The sequence below is a fragment of the Photobacterium piscicola genome, assembly GCF_046058925.1.
GTDB lineage: Bacteria > Pseudomonadota > Gammaproteobacteria > Enterobacterales > Vibrionaceae > Photobacterium > Photobacterium piscicola.
Genome location: NZ_CP175534.1, coordinates 734,804 through 755,741 on the forward strand (window position 1 = coordinate 734,804; position 20,938 = coordinate 755,741).

18 protein-coding genes are annotated in these 20,938 nt (G+C 43.9%); 8 read left to right on the plus strand and 10 right to left on the minus strand.

All coding sequences use genetic code 11. From position 1 onward, the window contains the following. Nucleotides 1–164 precede the first annotated feature (164 nt). From ACJZU6_RS03570 to lpxC, 4 genes are all read left to right on the plus strand, one after another. Nucleotides 165–950, plus strand: a complete 786-nt coding sequence (locus tag ACJZU6_RS03570; RefSeq protein ID WP_080158311.1) for a cell division protein FtsQ/DivIB — start codon at nt 165–167, stop codon at nt 948–950. 12 nt (nt 951–962) lie between these two features. Then, nucleotides 963–2,219, plus strand: coding sequence for a cell division protein FtsA (gene ftsA, locus ACJZU6_RS03575; RefSeq protein WP_080158310.1), 1,257 nt, complete (start codon nt 963–965; stop codon nt 2,217–2,219). Between the two features lie 32 nt (nt 2,220–2,251). Further along, nucleotides 2,252–3,382, plus strand: a complete 1,131-nt coding sequence (gene ftsZ / locus ACJZU6_RS03580) for a cell division protein FtsZ (RefSeq protein ID WP_327767615.1) — start codon at nt 2,252–2,254, stop codon at nt 3,380–3,382. Between the two features lie 225 nt (nt 3,383–3,607). Continuing rightward, entirely contained in the window at nt 3,608–4,525 is a 918-nt protein-coding gene (lpxC, locus tag ACJZU6_RS03585) for a UDP-3-O-acyl-N-acetylglucosamine deacetylase (RefSeq protein WP_045028092.1), read from the plus strand. A 72-nt stretch (nt 4,526–4,597) separates the two neighbouring features. Here lpxC and ACJZU6_RS03590 read toward each other — a convergent pair whose 3' ends face one another. Then, entirely contained in the window at nt 4,598–5,056 is a 459-nt protein-coding gene (locus tag ACJZU6_RS03590) for a DUF721 domain-containing protein (RefSeq protein WP_408900654.1), read from the minus strand. A gap of 448 nt (nt 5,057–5,504) precedes the next feature. Here ACJZU6_RS03590 and secA point away from each other — a divergent pair, with 448 nt between their 5' ends. Continuing rightward, nucleotides 5,505–8,240: a preprotein translocase subunit SecA gene (gene secA / locus ACJZU6_RS03595; RefSeq protein WP_080158307.1), complete on the plus strand. Its 2,736-nt coding sequence runs from the start codon at nt 5,505–5,507 to the stop codon at nt 8,238–8,240. A 236-nt stretch (nt 8,241–8,476) separates the two neighbouring features. Here secA and mutT read toward each other — a convergent pair whose 3' ends face one another. The 9 genes from mutT to nadC all read right to left on the minus strand — a co-directional run bounded on the left by mutT (nt 8,477) and on the right by nadC (nt 16,173). Then, the gene (mutT, locus tag ACJZU6_RS03600) at nt 8,477–8,884 is read right to left on the minus strand and encodes an 8-oxo-dGTP diphosphatase MutT (RefSeq protein WP_080158398.1); all 408 of its coding nucleotides are present in this window, start codon (nt 8,882–8,884) and stop codon (nt 8,477–8,479) included. 132 nt (nt 8,885–9,016) lie between these two features. Beyond that, the gene (gene yacG / locus ACJZU6_RS03605; protein WP_080158306.1) at nt 9,017–9,217 is read right to left on the minus strand and encodes a DNA gyrase inhibitor YacG; all 201 of its coding nucleotides are present in this window, start codon (nt 9,215–9,217) and stop codon (nt 9,017–9,019) included. A gap of 7 nt (nt 9,218–9,224) precedes the next feature. Next, on the minus strand, nt 9,225–9,962 hold the full coding sequence (gene zapD, locus ACJZU6_RS03610) for a cell division protein ZapD (protein WP_080158305.1): 738 nt from the start codon (nt 9,960–9,962) through the stop codon (nt 9,225–9,227). 46 nt (nt 9,963–10,008) lie between these two features. Next, complete coding sequence (gene coaE, locus ACJZU6_RS03615; protein WP_080158304.1) at nt 10,009–10,614, minus strand: dephospho-CoA kinase; 606 nt, start codon at nt 10,612–10,614, stop codon at nt 10,009–10,011. Between the two features lie 3 nt (nt 10,615–10,617). After that, a complete protein-coding gene (locus ACJZU6_RS03620; protein ID WP_408900655.1) occupies nt 10,618–11,493 on the minus strand; it encodes a prepilin peptidase in 876 nt (291 codons plus the stop codon). A 63-nt stretch (nt 11,494–11,556) separates the two neighbouring features. Continuing rightward, on the minus strand, nt 11,557–12,777 hold the full coding sequence (locus ACJZU6_RS03625; protein WP_107276463.1) for a type II secretion system F family protein: 1,221 nt from the start codon (nt 12,775–12,777) through the stop codon (nt 11,557–11,559). A 52-nt stretch (nt 12,778–12,829) separates the two neighbouring features. Beyond that, on the minus strand, nt 12,830–14,515 hold the full coding sequence (gene pilB, locus ACJZU6_RS03630; protein WP_408900656.1) for a type IV-A pilus assembly ATPase PilB: 1,686 nt from the start codon (nt 14,513–14,515) through the stop codon (nt 12,830–12,832). Continuing rightward, on the minus strand, nt 14,515–14,916 hold the full coding sequence (locus ACJZU6_RS03635) for a prepilin-type N-terminal cleavage/methylation domain-containing protein (RefSeq protein ID WP_408900657.1): 402 nt from the start codon (nt 14,914–14,916) through the stop codon (nt 14,515–14,517). Before ACJZU6_RS03635 ends, pilB begins: the two co-directional genes overlap by 1 nt. A 369-nt stretch (nt 14,917–15,285) precedes the next feature. Further along, nucleotides 15,286–16,173, minus strand: coding sequence for a carboxylating nicotinate-nucleotide diphosphorylase (gene nadC / locus ACJZU6_RS03640; protein WP_408900913.1), 888 nt, complete (start codon nt 16,171–16,173; stop codon nt 15,286–15,288). 386 nt (nt 16,174–16,559) lie between these two features. Between nadC and ampD the strand changes: the two genes are divergently transcribed. From ampD to aceE, 3 genes are all read left to right on the plus strand, one after another. Beyond that, nucleotides 16,560–17,105 carry a 1,6-anhydro-N-acetylmuramyl-L-alanine amidase AmpD gene (gene ampD / locus ACJZU6_RS03645; protein WP_408900658.1) on the plus strand — a complete coding sequence of 182 codons (546 nt, stop codon included), beginning with the start codon at nt 16,560–16,562 and terminating at the stop codon, nt 17,103–17,105. Between the two features lie 307 nt (nt 17,106–17,412). Next, nucleotides 17,413–18,186 carry a pyruvate dehydrogenase complex transcriptional repressor PdhR gene (gene pdhR / locus ACJZU6_RS03650; RefSeq protein WP_080158298.1) on the plus strand — a complete coding sequence of 258 codons (774 nt, stop codon included), beginning with the start codon at nt 17,413–17,415 and terminating at the stop codon, nt 18,184–18,186. An 81-nt stretch (nt 18,187–18,267) separates the two neighbouring features. After that, the gene (aceE, locus tag ACJZU6_RS03655; RefSeq protein ID WP_080158297.1) at nt 18,268–20,931 is read left to right on the plus strand and encodes a pyruvate dehydrogenase (acetyl-transferring), homodimeric type; all 2,664 of its coding nucleotides are present in this window, start codon (nt 18,268–18,270) and stop codon (nt 20,929–20,931) included. The last annotated feature ends 7 nt before the right edge of the window (nt 20,932–20,938 follow it).

The window sequence follows — 20,938 nt, forward strand, 5'->3', positions numbered from 1 at the left end:
ATTTATTGTCAGGTTATGCTCGGAAAACGCCTTATGAGTGTTGGAGTGGGTCGAGTTGCTCGGTATAATCGTTTAACTTTGCTCGTTATACCTGACTGAGCGCACCATCATAAAATACCTTTATGGAATGGTTTGGCTTAAATGGTAAGGTAAATAGACACGCGATGACTGAACAAGTCGTAAATAAAGAGCATATATCATCCTCTCCTCGTGGTTTGAAGCGTTGGGGCGGATTAGCGTTTTTTCTCTTTGTCATTGGTTTTACGGTTTGGCTTGTCAGTGCTACCAAAGACTGGATGACAGATGCAAACCGATTACCCTTGTCAAATTTAGTCATTCAAGGGCAGCTACATTATCTGACTAAAGATGATGTCAGACAGTCAATTTTACATCTTCATCATCTGGGTAGTTTTATGACCCAAGATGTAAATAGTATTCAAGCATCCGTCGAGGCATTGCCTTGGGTTGCTCAAGCTGCTGTACGTAAACAATGGCCGAATACCATTAAAGTGTTTTTGGTTGAAAATCAACCTGTCGCTGAATGGAACGGAACCTATTTAGTTAATCGTGCAGGGGCTGTTTTTAAAGCACCAGCATTGCAAGTGGCAGGATTAGGGTTAACCAACCTGATTGGCCCAAAAGGCAGTAGCGAAGAAGTTTTAGCTGGATTGCGTGAAATGCGTCCGGTACTGAAAAAAGCGGGTTTTGGGATTGCGTCATTATCATTTAATGAACGTCGTGCTTGGCGCGTGGTATTAACAAACGGCATTAGACTTGAATTGGGGCATGACGCTCGAATGCAACGTATAAAACGTTTTATCGAGATTTATCCTGAGTTATTAAAGCAGGGTAAGCCGATTGATTATGTAGATTTGCGTTATGATACTGGCGCAGCTGTGGGTTGGAAAACAATGCCGGAGTATGATAAACATGCGCCGGATAAAAAATAAGAGCGTGCACTGATGACTAAGGCTGCAGATAAAAAACTCATAGTTGGTCTTGATATCGGCACTTCCAAAGTTTGCGCTTTGGTTGGGGAGGTCCTACCTGATGGCAATGTTAATGTCATTGGTGTGGGTAGCAGCCCATCACGCGGAATGGATAAAGGTGGGGTTAATGACCTCGAGTCAGTAGTAAAGTCAGTTCAGCGTGCTGTTGATCAGGCTGAACTCATGGCTGATTGCCAAATTGGTTCCGTGTGTTTATCGCTATCAGGTAAACATATTAGTTGCCAAACAGAAAAAGGCATGGTGCCTATTTCTGATAAAGAAGTGACTCAAGATGACGTCGATAATGTTATTCATACGGCGAAATCAGTAAAAATAAGCGATGAGCAACGTACGTTGCATGTAATTCCTCAGGAATTTGCGATTGATTACCAAGAGGGCATTAAAAACCCAGTTGGTTTATCAGGTGTTCGTATGGAAGCAAGTGTTCATTTGATCACTTGTCATAACGACATGGCACGCAACATCGTTAAAGCAGTAGAGCGTTGTGGTTTAACTGTTGATCATCTGATTTTCTCAGGATTAGCAGCAAGCCATGCTGTACTGACCCCAGATGAGCGTGAGCTCGGCGTATGCGTGGTCGATATCGGCGGCGGTACAATGGATCTTGCCATTTGGTCTGGTGGCGCATTACGTCATGCGGAAGTAATTCCCTATGCTGGTAATGTTGTGACTAGTGATATTGCTTATGCGTTTGGTACACCGCCGGGTGACGCTGAAGATATTAAAGTGAAATACGGTTGTGCACTGAGTGAATTGGTGAGCAAAGATGCTAAGGTTGATGTACCGAGTGTTGGTGGTCGTCCATCTAGAAGCTTGCAAAGTCAAACACTAGCAGAAGTAATAGAGCCTCGATATAGTGAATTGCTAGGGTTAGTAAATCAAAAATTACTAACCGTACAAGATCAATTGCGAGAGGCTGGTGTTAAACACCACCTAGCAGCGGGCATCGTCCTTACCGGGGGCGCTGCGCAAATGGAAGGTTTAACTGAATGTGCTGAGCGGGTTTTCCGCAATCAAGTACGTATTGGTCAGCCTCTTGATCTGAGTGGATTGACTGACTATGTTCAGGCTCCACCCTATGCTACTGCAGTAGGATTACTGCACTACGGAAAGGATAGTCAATCATTTGATGAAAATGCACAAGAACCGAAACGCTCGGTAACTGGGCTATTTTCACGAATCAGTGGTTGGTTCGAAAAGAATTTTTAAACCTGATGCGAACAGGATAACGGAGAGAACAAATGTTTGAACCGATGATGGAAATGTCTGATGAAGCTGTAATTAAGGTCATTGGCGTTGGCGGCGGCGGCGGTAATGCAGTCGATCACATGGTACGTGAGTCTATTGAAGGCGTGCAGTTCATTAGTGTTAACACTGATGCACAAGCTCTTCGTAAAACAAGCGTAAGTACTGTTATTCAAATCGGTGGTGATATCACTAAAGGTTTGGGTGCGGGTGCAAACCCACAAGTGGGCCGTGATTCAGCGCTAGAAGATCGTGAAGCAATCAAGAAAGAGCTTGAAGGCTCTGACATGATCTTCATTGCAGCGGGCATGGGTGGTGGTACCGGTACTGGTGCTGCACCAATCATTGCTGAAGTAGCGAAAGAGCTTGGTATTCTTACTGTTGCTGTTGTGACTAAACCATTTAGCTTCGAAGGTAAGAAGCGTATGGCATTTGCAGAGCAAGGTATTGATGAGCTTTCTAAGCATGTTGATTCATTAATTACTATTCCTAACGAAAAGCTACTTAAAGTACTTGGTCGTGGTATCACATTACTTGATGCCTTTGCGAAAGCAAACGACGTACTTAAGAATGCGGTTCAAGGTATTGCTGAGCTAATCACTCGCCCAGGCATGATCAACGTCGACTTTGCGGACGTACGTACCGTAATGTCGGAAATGGGTCATGCAATGATGGGTAGTGGTGTTGCTGCTGGTGATGACCGTGCTGAAGAAGCTGCTGAAATGGCAATTTCTAGCCCATTACTAGAAGATATCGATCTTGCTGGCGCACGTGGTGTTTTAGTTAACATTACTGCTGGTATGGACATGCGTCTAGACGAATTCGAAACTGTGGGTAACACAGTGAAAGCATTCGCTTCTGATAACGCAACTGTGGTTATCGGTACATCACTTGACCCAGATATGACTGATGAGCTACGTGTAACCGTAGTGGCAACAGGCATTGGTAAAGAGTGTAAGCCTGATATCACATTAGTAACGTCATCAAAACCAGCCCCTGCTGTTGCACAGGAAAAACCTGCTGCAATCGCTGAAGAGAAGCCTGTTGAAACTCAACAAGCTAAAGCTCAGGGTGCGGATCATGACTACTTAGATATCCCTGCATTCTTGCGTAAGCAAGCGGACTAAAATAGCCAACATATTGATTGTGGCGGCTAATTTAGCTGAGTAAGAGTTGCATCTTTTGTTTCACCACAAAAGATGCTCTTTTGTATCCGCAGTGAATTATTTTGGATATTTTTTAGGTTATGGTATGATAAGTGTTCAATTCACCAATTCGGTGTTGAGAATAGTTTCTATTCACCTAATAAGTTTGCAAGCAAAAGTTTGTTTAACCGTTGAGATATAAAGCAGATGATCAGACAACGTACACTTAAAAGCATTGTGCAGACGACTGGTGTGGGCCTCCACTCTGGACGTAAAGTGACGCTTATCCTGCGTCCTGCAGCCGCAAATACTGGCGTGATTTATCGCCGTACTGACCTTAATCCACCTGTGGATTTCCCTGCAAATGCAGACTCAGTGCGCGATACCATGTTATGTACCGCTCTTGTGAATGAACAAGGCGTGCGCATTTCAACTGTTGAGCACTTGAATGCTGCACTAGCCGGTATGGGTATCGATAATGTGATTATCGAAGTTGATGCACCTGAAATTCCTATTATGGATGGTAGCGCAAGCCCATTTATTTACCTGCTTCAATCAGCAGGTATTGATACGCTAAATTCGCCAAAGCGTTTTTTACGTATTAAAAAGCCTGTTCGCATTGAAGATGGCGACAAGTGGGCGGAACTCGTACCTTATAACGGTTTCCGTCTCGATTTTGCTATCGACTTTAACCACCCTGCGATTGATTCAGATCAGCAGCGTCTAGTGTTAGATTTTTCAAGCCAGTCTTTTGTTAAAAAGATTAGCCGTGCACGTACTTTCGGTTTTATGCGCGATATCGAATACCTTCAGTCACAAAACTTGTGTCTTGGTGGTAGCTTTGATAACGCAATTGTACTGGATGACTACCGTATCCTGAACGATGACGGTTTGCGTTTTGACAATGAACTTGTCACTCACAAAGTATTGGATGCCATTGGTGACCTTTACATGTGTGGTCATAATATCATTGGTGAAATGCGCGCTTATAAATCAGGTCATGCGCTGAACAACCAACTACTGCGTGCAGTATTGGCTGATCAAGAAGCCTATGAGTGGTCAACCTTTGAAGATGAGCGTGAAGTGCCAGTCACTTTTGCTCAACCGGGTATGGTATTGGCGTAAATCACGCAATTACCTTGTATTAAAAAACGCCGAGCATATTTGTTCGGCGTTTTTGTATCTGCTATTTGTGATTTAGCTGGTTTTCTTTTTCGCCAACTTTGCTAACCGTTCAAGGCAAGCTTTGACTTTATTCGGTGCATTTTCAGCGGTGGCTAATAAATGTTGTGCAGCCACATCACTGATTGGCTTTTGAATAATATCAGGAATTTTGTCTTGCTTACGAATAGCGACTGCTGCAAGGGTTGGATTTACTTTTACTTCAATATCTTGCAATTTAGGTAATAGTTTTTCACGTAATTTGGTTATTAATTGGTAACGTTCATAATTGAGTCGCATTGACCACGCCGCAGATGCCGTTTCAATGATCAGTACCCCTTGGCGGTAATTACTGACGCGGCAATGTTCGGCACAATTGAGATGGGCTTTTACTGCGCTATCAAGTTTACTTAACGCCGCCGCCCGTTGTTGAATCGATGTTAGACCATCACTATCAAGTAGATGTGCTGCGGTTTGTGGACGATGATCTCTCATGATTTTAGTTCCTGAATATGCAACAGAATAAAAATGTCACTTTTGCGGATATGATCTTAATTTTTCAAAGATAAAAACATTTGCTGTGGCTTTTATCATAGGCGATGACACTAATATGACTTATCATATCAGGCATATAGGTTAGTATATGTTGAATGATATGTCTGCCTGGCAACAGCAAGCATTGGATTTTTTGTACTGAAGCGGCAATAAATTGTATTAGTTTAGCATTGAGCGTGATGCTTTTTGCTAGGATAGTAATGTTAGCCCTTGAAAAGCGACTATCGCGACACAATATCAATATTACACGTTTTAGGATTAACCTCTTAGTCACCGTTGTGACGATTCCTGTGGGATAGGGATGGCTTAGGTCCCCCAAGGAATGAAACCCGAATTAAGCGATTCAGCAATAGAAACGCTGATATAACAAAGAGAAAACGGCATCACCATGTTATCAAAACTACTGACTAAAGTTATCGGTAGCCGTAACGACCGCACTCTGCGTCGTATGCGCAAAATTGTTGATCAAATCAATAAGCTAGAACCTCAGTTTGAAAGCCTACAAGATCATGAGCTGCAAGCAAAAACAGCTGAATTTCGTGAGCGTTTAGATCAAGGCGAAACGCTAGATCAACTACTACCAGAAGCCTTTGCGACTGTTCGCGAAGCATCAAGCCGTGTCTATGGCATGCGTCACTTTGACGTCCAGCTACTGGGTGGCATGGTTCTAAATGACTGCAAAATTGCTGAAATGCGTACTGGTGAGGGTAAAACTCTTACTGCAACATTGCCGTCATACCTTAACGCTCTTACCGGTAAAGGTGTTCACATCGTAACAGTGAACGACTACCTAGCCGCGCGTGATGCCGAAACTAACCGTGAATTATTTGAATTCCTCGGCATGACTGTTGGCGTTAACGTACCAAATATGTCACCGCAAGCGAAAAAAGAAGCTTACGCCGCCGATGTACTTTACGGTACTAACAACGAATTTGGTTTTGATTACCTACGTGACAACATGGCATTCCGCCCTGAAGATCGTGTTCAACGTGAACGCTTCTTCGCGGTTGTCGATGAAGTTGACTCCATCCTAATCGATGAAGCGCGTACACCGCTGATTATCTCAGGTCCTGCTGAAGATAGCTCAGAAATGTACATCAAAGTGAACAAGCTAATCCCGTTATTGGTACGTCAAGATAAAGAAGACAGCGCCGATTACCGTGGTGAAGGTCACTACACCGTTGACGAAAAATCAAAGCAAGCGCACTTTACCGAAACGGGTCAAGAATTCATTGAAGAATTGTTGATTACCAACGATATTATGGCAGAGAACGATACCCTTTATTCTCCAGCTAATATTAGTTTACTACATCATGTTAATGCCGGTTTACGTGCACACGTGTTGTTTGAAAAAGACGTCGATTATATTGTGCAAGACGATGAAGTTGTCATTGTCGATGAGCATACTGGCCGTACTATGCCAGGTCGTCGTTGGTCTGAAGGTCTTCACCAAGCTGTTGAAGCGAAAGAAGGCGTTAAGATTCAAAACGAAAACCAAACCTTGGCATCGATTACCTTCCAGAACTATTTCCGTTTATACGAAAAATTATCTGGTATGACAGGTACAGCGGATACTGAAGCGTTTGAATTCCAGTCTATTTATAATCTAGATACAGTAGTGCTACCGACTAACCGTCCAATGGCACGTATTGATAACGGCGATTTAGTCTACATGACTGAAGCTGAAAAATTTGCCGCGATCAGTGAAGATATTACCGAGCGTGTTAAAAACGGTCAGCCATGTCTTGTCGGTACTGTGTCGATTGAAAAATCAGAGCTATTATCAAACGCACTGAAAAAAGCCGGTATCAAGCACAACGTATTGAATGCGAAATTCCACGAAAAAGAAGCAGACATCATCGCTGAAGCGGGTGCGCCAAGTGCGGTAACTATCGCAACTAACATGGCCGGTCGTGGTACCGATATCATGTTGGGTGGTTCATGGAAATCAGATGTTGAGAAGCTAACTGATCCAACGGCTGAGCAAATTGCTAAAATTCGTGCTGATTGGCAAATCAAACACGATGCCGTATTAGCATCGGGTGGTTTACACATTCTTGGTACTGAGCGTCATGAATCACGCCGTATCGATAATCAGTTACGTGGTCGTGCTGGTCGTCAGGGTGATGCAGGTTCTTCTCGTTTCTATCTTTCAATGGAAGATGGCCTAATGCGTATCTTCGCCTCTGATCGTGTTTCAGGCATGATGAAGAAGCTGGGTATGGAAGAAGGCGAAGCGATTGAGCACCCATGGGTATCAAAAGCTATCGAAAACGCGCAACGTAAAGTTGAAGGACGTAACTTCGATATTCGTAAGCAATTACTTGAATTTGATGATGTGGCTAACGATCAGCGTCAGGTAGTGTATGAACTACGTGATGAGTTGATGAATGCGAACGATATCAGTGAAATGATTGAGCACAACCGTGAAGACGTGTTGAATGCCATCATTGATAACTACATTCCGCAGCAATCGCTAGAAGAAATGTGGGATATCGACGGACTAGAAGCGCGTCTAAAAGAAGACTTTGATTTAGAGCTACCAATCAAACATTGGTTAGACACTGAAGATAAGCTTTATGAAGAAGCGTTGCGTGAACGTATCATCGAAAAAGCATTTGAGCTATACCGTGAAAAAGAACAAGTTGTTGGCGCTGAAGTGCTACGTAACTTTGAGAAAACGGTTATGCTGCAAAACCTCGATACGTTATGGAAAGAACACCTAGCGGCGATGGATCATCTTCGTCAAGGTATTCACCTACGTGGTTATGCACAAAAGAACCCTAAGCAAGAGTACAAGCGTGAGTCGTTTGAACTGTTTGAAGAGATGCTTGATAACTTAAAGAGTGATGTTGTTTCTATCCTAAGTAAGGTACGAGTACAGCAGCAGGAAGAAGTTGATCGCATGGAAGAAGAACGTCGTCAAATGGCAGAAATGCTAGCGCGTCGTCAACAATTCCAACATCAAAATGCTGACAATCAGATTGTTGATGAATCATCTCAAGCAGAAGACGATGGCCATCAAGGTACGTTTGAACGCGAAGAGCGTAAAGTCGGCCGTAATGAGCCTTGTCCATGTGGTTCTGGTAAGAAATACAAGCAGTGTCACGGTAAGATCGACTAAGATCGCCGTTAAGCTGTAATAAAAAAGGTCGCTTTTGAGCGACCTTTTTTTATGGCTGTAATTTTTAGTGTAAGAAACCTACCGTCATTCCCTACAGTGAGGTTACGAACGAGATAGGGAATCTACTATTCATACGCCGTAGAGTTAATATTATTTTTGGTATCTGTTAGGCTCAAGCTCATTGTGAGTAGATCCCGGATAATTTCGTACCTCAATTTCCGGGATGACGGAATAAATTATCCCCCATAAACCTCAACTATCTTCGCCAATACCGCCGCATTAGCCTCAGGGAATGGGTATTGCTCAAGATCGTCAATGGCGACCCACAATCCGGCTTGGCCTTCATTACCACATGCTTCACCTGTGAATGCTGTGATGGCGAAAAAATCAAACTGTAAGGCTTTATCAGGGTAATCATGAGCAAGGCTAATCAATGGCGTTAGCGTAGTGACTTGAATCCCTACTTCCTCGTTAAGTTCACGAATAACCGCTTGTTCAGCAGTCTCATTGGCTTCTACTTTGCCGCCTGCAAATTCCCATAATCCACCTTGATGAGCATTGGCGTGGCGACGAGTAATAAAGATGTGATCTTGGGTTGAATTTAAAATGATCCCTGCTGCGATCCAAACACGTTTTTTAGGCATAACTTCTTTTGACATAAGATCGTACCTACATAAAATCAGACAAGAAAAATATTGTTATTAAAAAGGGCGAGCTAATGTCGACATTGGCTCGCCCTTAATCAGTTATCCGTTACTTTGTCGCTGAATGAAGAGTTAGTAGGTATCTTCTGACCAACCATCGGCATCTGACATATCAGGTGCACCTGCAATGGATTTCTCTTCATCTGCCCACTCACCAAGATCGATCAATTGGCAGCGTTTACAGCAAAATGGACGGTATGGACTTTGTTCGCCCCACACTACATCCGTTTTACAGGTTGGGCATTTCACCACTGTCGGTTGAGATTGTGACATAGTTACCTCAGCAAATAGCTAGTTTAAAGTCGATATTACTTGCCACTGTCGAGCCTTCTTCATAAGGAGAAAAGCGAATAGAGAAGTGGCTGCGATGACCTGATACTACAGGATAAACACCATAGCTTGCATCGATTTCAATACGAAGTAAACACGATAGGCTTGCATCATTTTGGAAAAAACCATTATGTGCTGATTGTGGTTGGTATTGTGCTGATTGACGGACTAAGTGTAGCCATAGCTTGAGTGCTTCATCGACTTCAGCTAATTGGTCAAGCCATGCTTGAGTCGTTTGTTGACGTTCTTCTAATGGCATTTGACGCCAAAAGTGCAGCGCTGGCAGATCAAAACTACAAGTGCCACCAGGAATTGAGAAACGTTGACGAATCGAGCTTAGAAAACGATCTTCACGTAGGCTTTGGCCCAAACGTGGTGCAGCTAATAAGTTTTTCTGAGCATGACTCATGTTATCGAGTAATGATTGAATCGCGGTTGGATCAACACCGTCATAGTCTAACCATGCTTTTAATTTAGTGCTTTGCTTATCGAGCGCTTTCGCAAGATCAGTTTTAACCGGAATTTGTTCTATTAACTCTAACAGATCAAATAAGGCATTAAAGAAAATCGTATATTGCCATGGGTCGCTAAGGTCGCTGCTGTCATGTAATTGTTTGAGTAAGTGTTCTAGGCGTAGGTAAATACGCACTTTTTCATTGAGAGGGTGTTCATAGCGATGTATTTGCATAACGGAAACCAGTGGAAGCCAAAAAATAATGAATGCGCGCTAAGCGTTATTTTGCTGCTTGCGCTAGAGCAAGATAATGCAGATGTAGCTGAGCAACTTGCGTCAACAGTGCCTGATTATCACCGTTATTACAAATGATATCATCGGCAGCATCGAGCCGTTGTTGGCGCGAAGCTTGCGCTGCAAGAATATTTTTTATTTGCTCAAGCGATACATTGTCTCGCTGCTGGGTACGCATTATCTGTGTTTGTTGGTCAACGTCAACCACCAGTAATCGATCGGTTAGGGTTTGCAGGTTATTCTCGATCATTAACGGCACAATCAGCAGACAATACGGCGATGTAGCACGCTCTATATCAGCTAACATCTTTTCACGTATCAACGGGTGAAGCAGTTGATTGAGCCAGTTTTTGAGTTGTGGATCACTAAAAATAGCGGTTCTTAATTGGCTACGATCAAGGTTGCCATCGCTAAGCAGTATGTGATTACCGAATTTTTCCGTGATGCGGGCTAAACCGACACTGCCGACTGCCACTACTTCACGGGCGATAATATCGGCATCAATTAAATCGATGCCATAGTCAGCAAACATATTGGCAACGGTTGTTTTACCACTGCCAATACCACCAGTTAAACCAATTACAATTGTCATCAATCAGAATCCTAAATAAGAGCCAACATACCAATTTAAAATTGGTTGGCCCCATAGCATAGCAATCCAGCCAGCGACAGCAAGGTATGGTCCAAAAGAGAACGGGGTTTGTTGATCTTCCTGCTTGATACGTAGCATGATAATGCCGCATATTGCGCCCACTAGAGAAGACAGTAGCACCACAAATGGCAATAATGACCAGCCTACCCATGCGCCAATCGCCGCCAGTAGTTTAAAATCACCATAGCCCATGCCATCTTTTTTGGTCAGTAATTTAAACGCCCAAAATACCGACCACAGCGATAAATACCCCGCCATTGCGCCAATAATAGAATCAGTTAATGAAACCGGACTGATACCACTTAAAGCCAATAAAATTCCCGTCCACATCAATGGTAGCGTGATTTGATCCGGCAGTAGCATTTTGTCGATATCAATAAAGGTCAGCGCGATCAGAGCAAAGCTTGCGCCTAAAACAGCAACAGCCCACCATGTTGGCGGCAACATGAGCGCAACGGTTAAGCTAATAATCGCGGTCAGAAGTTCAATTGCGGGATAGCGCTTACTGATTGGCGCATGGCACTCGCGGCATTTGCCTTTTAATACTAACCAGCTAATAAGCGGAATATTTTCTAGTGCACTAATGGCATGGTTGCAGTGAGGGCAACGAGAACGGGGAACGCTGAGATTAAATGGCGTTGGATCATTTTGAAGTGGCACATCAAGTTCAGGAAAGCAATCATGGCATTCTTGACGCCACTGACGTTCCATCATGATCGGTAGCCGATAAATAACCACATTTAAAAAACTACCAATCAATAAACCCAAAATCGTAGCAAACAGTGGATACAGCCACGGGTAATAACTCAGTACAGCCATGCAATACTCTCTTAAAAAATACATTTGATAACGTTAATGTCACGGCTATTGATTAGAGTGTAATTACCCTATAACGCTCATTAGCGTAAAGATAGGCATGTACATCGCGACTAATAAACCACCGATAATGATACCAAGAATAATGATAATAAACGGTTCCATAATTTGGCCCAGATTATCGACAGTATTATCAACATCATCTTCGTATAACTGTGCCATTTTATTGAGCATATCATCAAGTGCCCCCGATTCTTCACCAATCATCACCATTTGCAGCATTAATTCTGGAAAAACATCGGCTTGACGCAGGGCTAAGTATAATGGCATACCGGCGGCGGTACTGTTATAAACTTCATCAATCGCTTGTTCGATATAAAGATTATTACTGGTTTTTCCCGCCGATTGAATGCCAGTTAACAGTGGGATACCAGCATTAAAGGTGGTGGCGAGAGTGCGAGCAAAACGAGAAATGGTCGCTTTAAGTAATACTCCACCAACAATAGGTAGCTTTAGGCTCAGTTTATCGACACGATAATGAAAACCATAATACTGGCGATAGCAATAACGGTAGATGATGATGGTCAGCACAATGCCACCGCCAAGATAATAACCATAATCAATGAGAAAGTCTGAAGCCTTCATGACTTGGCGCGTAAACCATGGCAGTTCTGCGCCAAAGCCACTGAAAATAGCCGCAAACTGTGGAATAACAAACACCAGCATTAACACTGTAACTAAGATGGCGGTGATAGAGACCATCGAAGGGTAGATCATCGCTTTGATGATTTTTTTACGCATTGCTTCGGCTTTTTCGCGATACACCGCAATGCGGCCAAATACTTGCCCAAGGTGACCGGTTTGCTCACCCGTATCGACCAAGTCACAATAAAATTTATCAAACAATGGCGAGCTAGAGCGCATTGCTTTGGCTAATGATGATCCGGCTTCAACTTGGTTGGTCACCTGAATTAGGGTAGCGCGCATTTCTGCTTTGTGGTGACTGTTAGCCATTAAGGTTAATGCTTGTACTACAGGAACGCCTGATTCAACCATGGTCGATAATTGACGTGTCACCATGGTGACATCTTCGGGCTTCATTTGGTTACGAAGTCGATCTAAGGTGCCGGGAGAGGTGCGTTTGATCTTTTTAATATTGATCATTTGCTCGGTGAGCTGATGACGGACTTCTTGTTCTTGAAATCCCATTGTGACGCCTGAGACTTTACGTCCGGCTTGATTGATGCCCCGCCATTGGTAGTAACGAATTTTAGTGGCAGCAACCATAAGAGATCCTTTTTAAAAATACAGTGATGGGAAGTAAAGTCGAGTGATGTTATTAGAGTTGTAGTACCCGTTGTAATTCGACAAGGCTAGTAATGCCTTCAACTAATTTATCTACTCCTGATTCGCGTAGTCGTTGCATGCCTTGGCTGGCAGCAATATCTTCTAATTGTAAGCTGGTGGCGTTTTGCATTAATGCTTCAGCAATTTCACGGCTAAATTGCATCACTTCATAAATACCCACTCGGCCAACATAGCCTTTGTTGCAATCATCACAGCCTTCTTTATGGGCTTGATAAACACTAGTGTTAAGTGGCAGTTTTAAGCGTTCACAAGTTAAGTCATCAAGTAGATGCGGTTGCTTACAGTGACTGCATAATCGACGTGCTAACCGCTGCGCAATAATTAAACTCAGTGATGAGGCAAGGTTAAAATCTTCGACGCCCATGTTGGTTAAACGGGTAATGGTTTCCGCAGCTGAGTTGGTGTGCAGGGTTGATAACACCAAGTGCCCAGTTTGCGCCGCTTTAACCGCAATTTCGGCGGTTTCAAGATCACGAATTTCACCGACCATTACTACATCTGGGTCTTGACGTAGAAACGATCGCAATGCTTCAGCAAATCCAAGTCCAGCCTGATTATTGATTTGAACTTGGTTGATACCTTGGAGGTTGATCTCAACCGGATCTTCGGCGGTAGAAATATTGCGCTCGTCAGTGTTTAAAATACTTAAACCGGTATAGAGCGACACGGTTTTGCCACTACCAGTGGGGCCAGTCATTAAAATCATCCCTTGCGGGCGTTGCAGCGCGGTTAAATAAGCCTGCTTTTGAGCGTCGCTATACCCTAAAATATCAATGTTTAAGCTGGCACTGGAACTGTCTAAAATACGCAGTACTACTTTTTCGCCCCACAAGGTTGGTAGGGTAGAAACTCGCAGATCAATTGCCAGTGAATCGGATAATTTAAGTTTGATGCGGCCATCTTGTGGTTGACGACGTTCGGCAATATTGAGCTTGGACATTACCTTTAAACGGGTTGATAACCGCCGCGATAAACTGGCTGGTGGTGTTAAATGCTGATGCAAAATACCATCACAACGAAACCGAATTCGATAGCTGGTTTCATAGGGTTCAAAGTGAATGTCGGATGCTTTACGGCGCAGAGCATCCATTAATACTTGGTTGATATAACGAGTAACCGGAGCGCTGTCTTGGCTTAAATCGGTGGCTTCATCAAGTTCAATATCGTTGATATCAATTAAGTTACCTAAATCTTCATCACTGATTTGGCGGCTGTTACCAACATCACCGATATCACTACCGTAAACTCGGCGAATCGCCGATTCAAGTTGTTTGTTGTCTAATAATAGTGCTTCAACGTTCTTACCAATAGCGAAGCGAAATTCATCTTGCGCCTCGACATTGGTAGGATCGCTAAGGCCGACGAAAAGGGTGCTATTGTCTTGCGCAAGCGGCAGCACGCGATGGCGTAACACCAGTTCACGTTGGTAGACACTTTGACAGCAACCTTGAAAGTCATAGTGGTGGACATCAACCCGATCAAGATTGAACAGGTGTGATAATGAACGTGCTAGTTCATCATCCGCCATGATTCCTAGACGAGTAATGGCGGTCGGGACATTAATCCCTTCCGCCGTCACCGACTCGACAATTTGTTGCTCTTGTTCGGCGCTGATTAACTCAGCTTGGAACAGGATCGAGGCGAGGTTTGTTTGCATTAGCTACTAGTTTCGTTAGTTGTACAGCCATTTAATTTTATAGTTGCACTTGATGCACTAACGGCACATGTCCAAGCATTATCCGCTCTAGTTAGAGTAACTCCTGCTCCTTTACCGCCACCTTCAGTAACAGCTACTGCTATTGCACCAGAGGTTACTGTTACAGTTCCAAGGCTAAATTTTGTTGCTCCAATTGCAGCTGATGTTGTTGGTGCAGCTCCGCTGACTGCAAGATAATCTTCATAATTAGTTTTTAAAGCTGTTGCTGATGATAGAGCCGCTGCAATAGCTCCTTTTTCTACATATTGTTGATATTTAGGAATTGCAATTGCCGATAACACACCGATCACCGCTACCACGATCATCAGTTCAATAAGGGTAAAGCCTTGTTGCTTTTTCATATTCCATTCCTTGAAGGTTTTAAGTCGTCCAATGTGGACAAAGGGGTAGTGCTGTGGAACTAGAATAAAAGGCTTAAGTGCTTGATTGAATAACAGGGGTGGTATTGCTCGGTGCAGTTTGAATTATTTATGTGATTGTTGCAGCGGTTGCAAAATAGGGCTGGAGTTGGGGCGCAGAAACGAGGCAGGTTGTGAGGTGAATAAGGGGCGAGGGAGAGCAGGAAAAGTAGGGCAAAGGGAAAGCAGGGACGAGGGGAAGCAGGGGCGAGGGGAAGCAGGGGCGAGACGAGTGGCGAGATAAAAACAGCTCTTCCTCGCACCTCGAGGGCTAGAAACCTCGCCCCTCTATTACCTGCTCTTCCTCGCAGACTACCTAAACCGCATCGACAAATCCATTGCTCGCACATGCTTGGTTAGCGCACCGACTGAAATATAATCTACACCCGTTAACGCACATTCGCGAATATTATTCAGAGTAATATCACCAGAGTTTTCCAAAGCCGCGCGGCCGGCGTTAATTTTTACCGCTTCACGCATCATCTCTAATGAAAAATTATCCAGCATAATAATATCCGCGCCAGCGGCAATTGCTTGTTCTAATTCGGCGAGCGATTCGGTTTCTATTTCTACCGGTTTGCCGGGGTTTAATTGTTTGGCCGTGGCGATTGCTTTTTCAATGCCACCGCAAGCCATGATGTGATTTTCTTTGATCAAATAGGCATCAAACACGCCAATGCGGTGGTTAAAACCGCCACCACAACTGACCGCATATTTGAGGGCGCTGCGCAAGCCGGGAACAGTTTTTCGGGTATCTAATAAACGGGTATTGGTGCCGACCAGTTGGTTGACATATTCGGCGGTAAGAGTGGCGCAACCTGATAAGGTTTGAATAAAGTTCATCGCATTACGCTCACCAGTGAGCAATACTCGTGATGGCCCACTTAGAGTACATAACACTTGATTGGGTTTGACTACCTCACCATCGGCAACCTGCCACTCAATCACCACTTCACCGCCCAATTGGGCAAACACTTCATCGGCCCACAGTTGACCACAAAAAACGCCATATTCACGGGTAATAATGGTGGCGCTGCTGTGACTATCCGCCGCAATTAAATTGGCGGTAATATCACGGCTAGCATCAATCTCACCACCTAAATCTTCACGCAGAGTATCAGCAACGGCGCGAGTGATTTCTAGCGGTAGTTGCTGTTTAAGGTAAGTAAGGCGAGCACTGCTGTCGTGTTTCTGTTCCATAGTCGTCATGTCGTATCCATTGCAAGAGTTTGCCGGTAAGTGAATTACCGCGAGTGATAGCAAAAGCATACAGGGAATAGATTCAGTTTTCGAGGGGAGAAAGGGGCGAGGAGGTTAGTCGGGGGTTAGGGGCGAGGGAAGCAGGGACGAGTAGCGAGTGATGAGGTTGATAGTTTTCGAGGGGCGAGGGAAGCAAGGGCGAGTAGCGAGGGATGAGGTTAAGAGTTACGAGGGAAACAGAGGTGAGGTTGATAGTTTTCGAGGAGCGAGGGAATGCAGGAAGAGCTGGGGGCGTGTGGAATCTTTTTTTCCGTGACTATTTACAGAGAGATAGTTTTAGTTTTTCCTACGATACTCGATACCTATTTCTTTACTTTGAGGTTGATATGACTTTAACCATTAATCGCGATCACTGGCTTGATGACGTTAAACACGTGCCATCGCCATTTTGTGATACTCGCCCTGATGATGATATTTCACTGCTGGTGGTGCATAACATTAGTTTGCCGCCGGGGGAGTTTGGTGGACCTTACATTGAGCAGTTATTTACGGGGCGGCTTGATCCTAACGAACATGCTTATTTCGCATTAATTCATCAGTTCCGCGTTTCGGCTCACTGTTTGATTCGCCGTGATGGGAGTATTATTCAGTTCGTACCATTTAATGCGCGAGCATGGCATGCGGGAATTTCTTGCTTTGAAGGACGTGATAAATGTAACGATTATTCGATTGGCATTGAACTTGAAGGTTGTGACTATTTACCTTTTACATCGTGTCAGTATGAAACATTAGCCACTCTTACCCAAAAAATAATGCAGCAATATCCTGCTATTACACGCCAGCGAATTACCGGGCATGAATTTATTGCGCCGGGACGTAAAACTGACCCCGGATTAGTGTTTGATTGGCATGGCTATAAAGCCCAATTGTAAAATATGAATTATTAATAGATTGGTTAATTAGTACTGATAAATCATAGGCTTTTTATCTAAATCTTGTTTTACTTAGCATCAGAATGGAATTTAGTTGGTCGCTTAGTGTCTGATTGATTGTTATTTGATGTGGTTATATGTGTTTAAGTTGTGTTAACGAATACGCGTTCTATGATTTCAATCAAGTTGAGTGTGGACTTTCACGATTATTTCTGTAAACTTTCCACGTCAGCAAATTGGTAATACCAATTACCCGTATTGTTAGTTTTGTTATGAAGCAGATTGATTATAAGAAGCATTCATCATAATGACCTATAAACGTATTCGCCAACCCAAACTTTGTGAGGCTATCGAAAAAGAGCTTGAGTGTTTGATTGTTGAAGGGACGTTATCTCCGGGACAACAACTGCCTCCTGAGCGTGAACTAGCAAAGCAATTTGATGTTTCTCGCCCTTCTGTTCGTGAGGCGATTCAGCGCTTAGAAGCCAAACATTTACTGACGCGTCGTCAAGGTGGCGGCACATTTGTGACAGAAAATTTATGGGAAAGTTTTTCTGAGCCACTGCTCGATTTATTAGCAGCACATCCAGAAACACAATTAGATTTAGTTGAGGCGCGCCATGCGCTAGAGGGATTAGCGGCATATTATGCGGCCCTGCGTGGTAATGATGATGACTTTGATCGTATTAAAGATTGTCATGTGCGGATTCAACAAGCACAACAACAAGGCGATTTAGCCGCCGAAGCAACTGCGGTAATGCAATACCTTATTGCGGTTACAGAGTCGGCACATAATGTGGTGTTATTGCACATTATTCGTAGTTTAGCGCCATTGTTGGAACAGAACGTATTACAGAATTTTGAATACCTTAATCGTCATCAAGCGGTGGTGGATAAGGTGAGCAAACATAGGGCCAATATTGTTGCGGCGATTGTTTCAAAACAGCCTAAAAAGGCGCGTGAAGCATCCCATGCACATTTGGCTTACATTGAGGAAACTTTGTTGGATTTATCGCGAGAAGATAGCAGGCGTCAACGCTCTCTTCGCCGAATCCAGCAACGCAAGGACGGGCTTGACTAGGGTTCTTTATCAGCCAAAGGCCATTTGCAAGTCGCGACATTGTTAGTTTAGTTGATTGATTATAACGAAAGGATAGATCGCATGTCTGAAGTCATGAAGAGTGACGTGGATGCACTGGAAACTCAAGATTGGTTAGAAGCCCTTGAATCAGTAGTCCGTGAAGAAGGTGTTGAACGCGCACAGTACTTACTAGAGCAAGTATTGGATAAAGCACGTTTAGATGGTGTTGATATGGCAACAGGCATCAACACTAATTACATTAATACGATTCCTGCGGCGCAAGAACCTGCGTACCCAGGTGATACTACGCTAGAGCGTCGTATCCGTTCTATCATTCGCTGGAACGCGATCATGATCGTATTGCGTGCTTCAAAGAAAGATTTAGACCTAGGCGGCCACATGGCGTCTTACCAGTCTGCTTCGGCTTTCTATGAAGTATGTTTTAACCACTTCTTCCGCGCACCTAATGACGTGGATGGCGGCGATTTGGTTTATTACCAAGGTCACATCTCTCCAGGAATCTACTCTCGTGCTTTCGTTGAAGGCCGTTTAACAGCAGATCAGCTTGATAACTTCCGTCAAGAAGTTGATGGCAAAGGTATTCCTTCATACCCACACCCTAAGTTAATGCCTGAATTCTGGCAGTTCCCAACGGTATCTATGGGTCTAGGTCCTATCTCTGCGATCTACCAAGCGCGTTTCCTTAAATATTTAGAAGGCCGTGGTCTTAAAGACACTTCAGCGCAACGTGTTTACGCGTTCCTAGGTGACGGCGAGATGGATGAGCCAGAATCACGTGGTGCGATTTCTTTCGCTGCGCGTGAGAAGCTAGATAACCTATGTTTCCTTATCAACTGTAACCTACAGCGCCTAGATGGTCCGGTTATGGGTAACGGTAAGATCATTCAAGAGCTAGAAGGCCTATTTAAAGGTGCTGGCTGGAATGTGGTTAAAGTGATCTGGGGTAACAACTGGGATTCACTGCTAGCTAAAGACACTACTGGTAAGTTACTTCAGTTAATGAACGAAACTATCGATGGTGACTACCAGACATTTAAATCTAAAGATGGCGCTTATGTACGTGAGCACTTCTTTGGTAAATACCCTGAGACTGCAGCACTGGTTGCTGACATGACAGATGAGCAAATCTTTGAGCTGAAACGTGGTGGTCACGATTCATCTAAGCTATTTGCTGCATTTACTAATGCAAAAGATACTCAAGGTAAGCCGACTGTTATTCTTGCTAAAACTGTTAAAGGTTACGGCATGGGTGAAGCAGCAGAAGGTAAGAACATCGCTCACGGCGTGAAGAAAATGGACATGACTCATGTTCAATACCTACGTGATCGTTTAGGTCTACAAGATCTTATCTCTGATGAAGCAATTAAATCATTGCCTTACCTAGAGCTTGAACAAGGCTCTGCAGAGTACAACTACCTACACGCTCGTCGTGAAGCACTATTAGGTTACACACCTAAGCGTAGCCCTAAGTTCACTCAAGAATTTAAAGTACCTGAGCTAGAAGAGTTTGCACCATTGCTGGTTGAGCAAAAGCGTGAAATCTCTACCACAATGGCTTACGTTCGTACGCTTAATATTCTATTGAAAGATAAGAATATCGGTAAGAACATCGTGCCAATCATCTGTGATGAAGCGCGTACATTTGGTATGGAAGGTCTGTTCCGTCAAGTGGGTATCTACAACCCTGCGGGTCAAACTTACACTCCAGAAGACCGTGGCGTTGTTTCTTACTACAAAGAAGCAAACTCAGGTCAGGTACTGCAAGAAGGTATCAACGAATTAGGTTCAATGGCATCTTGGGTTGCTGCTGCAACATCATACAGCACTAACAACCTACCAATGATTCCGTTCTACATTTACTACTCAATGTTTGGCTTCCAACGCGTTGGCGACATGGCGTGGATGGCAGGTGACCAACAAGCTCGTGGCTTCCTATTAGGTGCTACTGCAGGTCGTACTACCCTGAACGGCGAAGGTCTACAGCACGAAGATGGCCACTCACACATTATGGCTAACACAGTGCCAAACTGTATCTCTTACGATCCAACGTTTGCTTACGAGCTAGCGGTTATCATGCAAGACGGTATTCGTCGCATGTACGGTGAGAGCCAAGAGAACATTTATTACTACTTAACAGTAATGAATGAGAACTACGCAATGCCTGGCATGCCTGAAGGCGCTGAAGAAGGCATTCGTAAGGGTATCTACAAGTTAGAATCTTATGCTGGTAGCAATAAAGTTCAGCTAATGAGCTCTGGCACTATCATGAATGAAGTGCGCGCTGCGGCTCAAATTCTAAGTGATGATTACGGTGTTGCATCTGATGTTTACTCAGTAACATCATTCAACGAATTAACCCGTGACGGTCAAGATGTAGAGCGTTATAACATGCTGCACCCACAAGCGGAGCAGAAAGTACCTTACATCACAACGGTTATGGGTTCTGAGCCTGCAATCGCTGCAACTGACTACATGAAGAACTACGCAGAACAAGTTCGCGCGTTCATGCCTTCTGAGTCATTTAAAGTACTAGGTACTGATGGCTTCGGTCGTTCAGACAGCCGCGCTAACCTACGTCGTCACTTTGAAGTTAATGCAGGCTACGTTGTTGTTGCTGCACTTTCTGAATTGGCAAAACGTGGTGACATTGAGAATTCTGTTGTTGCAGATGCAATTGCTAAATTCAACATTGATGCAGACAAGATCAACCCGCTATACGCGTAAGAGGCAA

Coding starts and splice junctions, on each gene's coding strand:
- zapD (WP_080158305.1), bottom strand. CDS start 9,962: ATGCAAATACATCGCTATGAACACCCTCTCAATGAAAAAGTGCGTATT.
- ampD (WP_408900658.1), top strand. CDS start 16,560: ATGACTTTAACCATTAATCGCGATCACTGGCTTGATGACGTTAAACAC.
- yacG (WP_080158306.1), bottom strand. CDS start 9,217: ATGTCACAATCTCAACCGACAGTGGTGAAATGCCCAACCTGTAAAACG.
- ftsZ (WP_327767615.1), top strand. CDS start 2,252: ATGTTTGAACCGATGATGGAAATGTCTGATGAAGCTGTAATTAAGGTC.
- aceE (WP_080158297.1), top strand. CDS start 18,268: ATGTCTGAAGTCATGAAGAGTGACGTGGATGCACTGGAAACTCAAGAT.
- mutT (WP_080158398.1), bottom strand. CDS start 8,884: ATGCCTAAAAAACGTGTTTGGATCGCAGCAGGGATCATTTTAAATTCA.
- ACJZU6_RS03620 (WP_408900655.1), bottom strand. CDS start 11,493: ATGGCTGTACTGAGTTATTACCCGTGGCTGTATCCACTGTTTGCTACG.
- lpxC (WP_045028092.1), top strand. CDS start 3,608: ATGATCAGACAACGTACACTTAAAAGCATTGTGCAGACGACTGGTGTG.
- coaE (WP_080158304.1), bottom strand. CDS start 10,614: ATGACAATTGTAATTGGTTTAACTGGTGGTATTGGCAGTGGTAAAACA.
- ACJZU6_RS03635 (WP_408900657.1), bottom strand. CDS start 14,916: ATGAAAAAGCAACAAGGCTTTACCCTTATTGAACTGATGATCGTGGTA.
- nadC (WP_408900913.1), bottom strand. CDS start 16,173: ATGGAACAGAAACACGACAGCAGTGCTCGCCTTACTTACCTTAAACAG.
- pilB (WP_408900656.1), bottom strand. CDS start 14,515: ATGCAAACAAACCTCGCCTCGATCCTGTTCCAAGCTGAGTTAATCAGC.
- ACJZU6_RS03570 (WP_080158311.1), top strand. CDS start 165: ATGACTGAACAAGTCGTAAATAAAGAGCATATATCATCCTCTCCTCGT.
- ftsA (WP_080158310.1), top strand. CDS start 963: ATGACTAAGGCTGCAGATAAAAAACTCATAGTTGGTCTTGATATCGGC.
- pdhR (WP_080158298.1), top strand. CDS start 17,413: ATGACCTATAAACGTATTCGCCAACCCAAACTTTGTGAGGCTATCGAA.
- ACJZU6_RS03625 (WP_107276463.1), bottom strand. CDS start 12,777: ATGGTTGCTGCCACTAAAATTCGTTACTACCAATGGCGGGGCATCAAT.
- ACJZU6_RS03590 (WP_408900654.1), bottom strand. CDS start 5,056: ATGAGAGATCATCGTCCACAAACCGCAGCACATCTACTTGATAGTGAT.
- secA (WP_080158307.1), top strand. CDS start 5,505: ATGTTATCAAAACTACTGACTAAAGTTATCGGTAGCCGTAACGACCGC.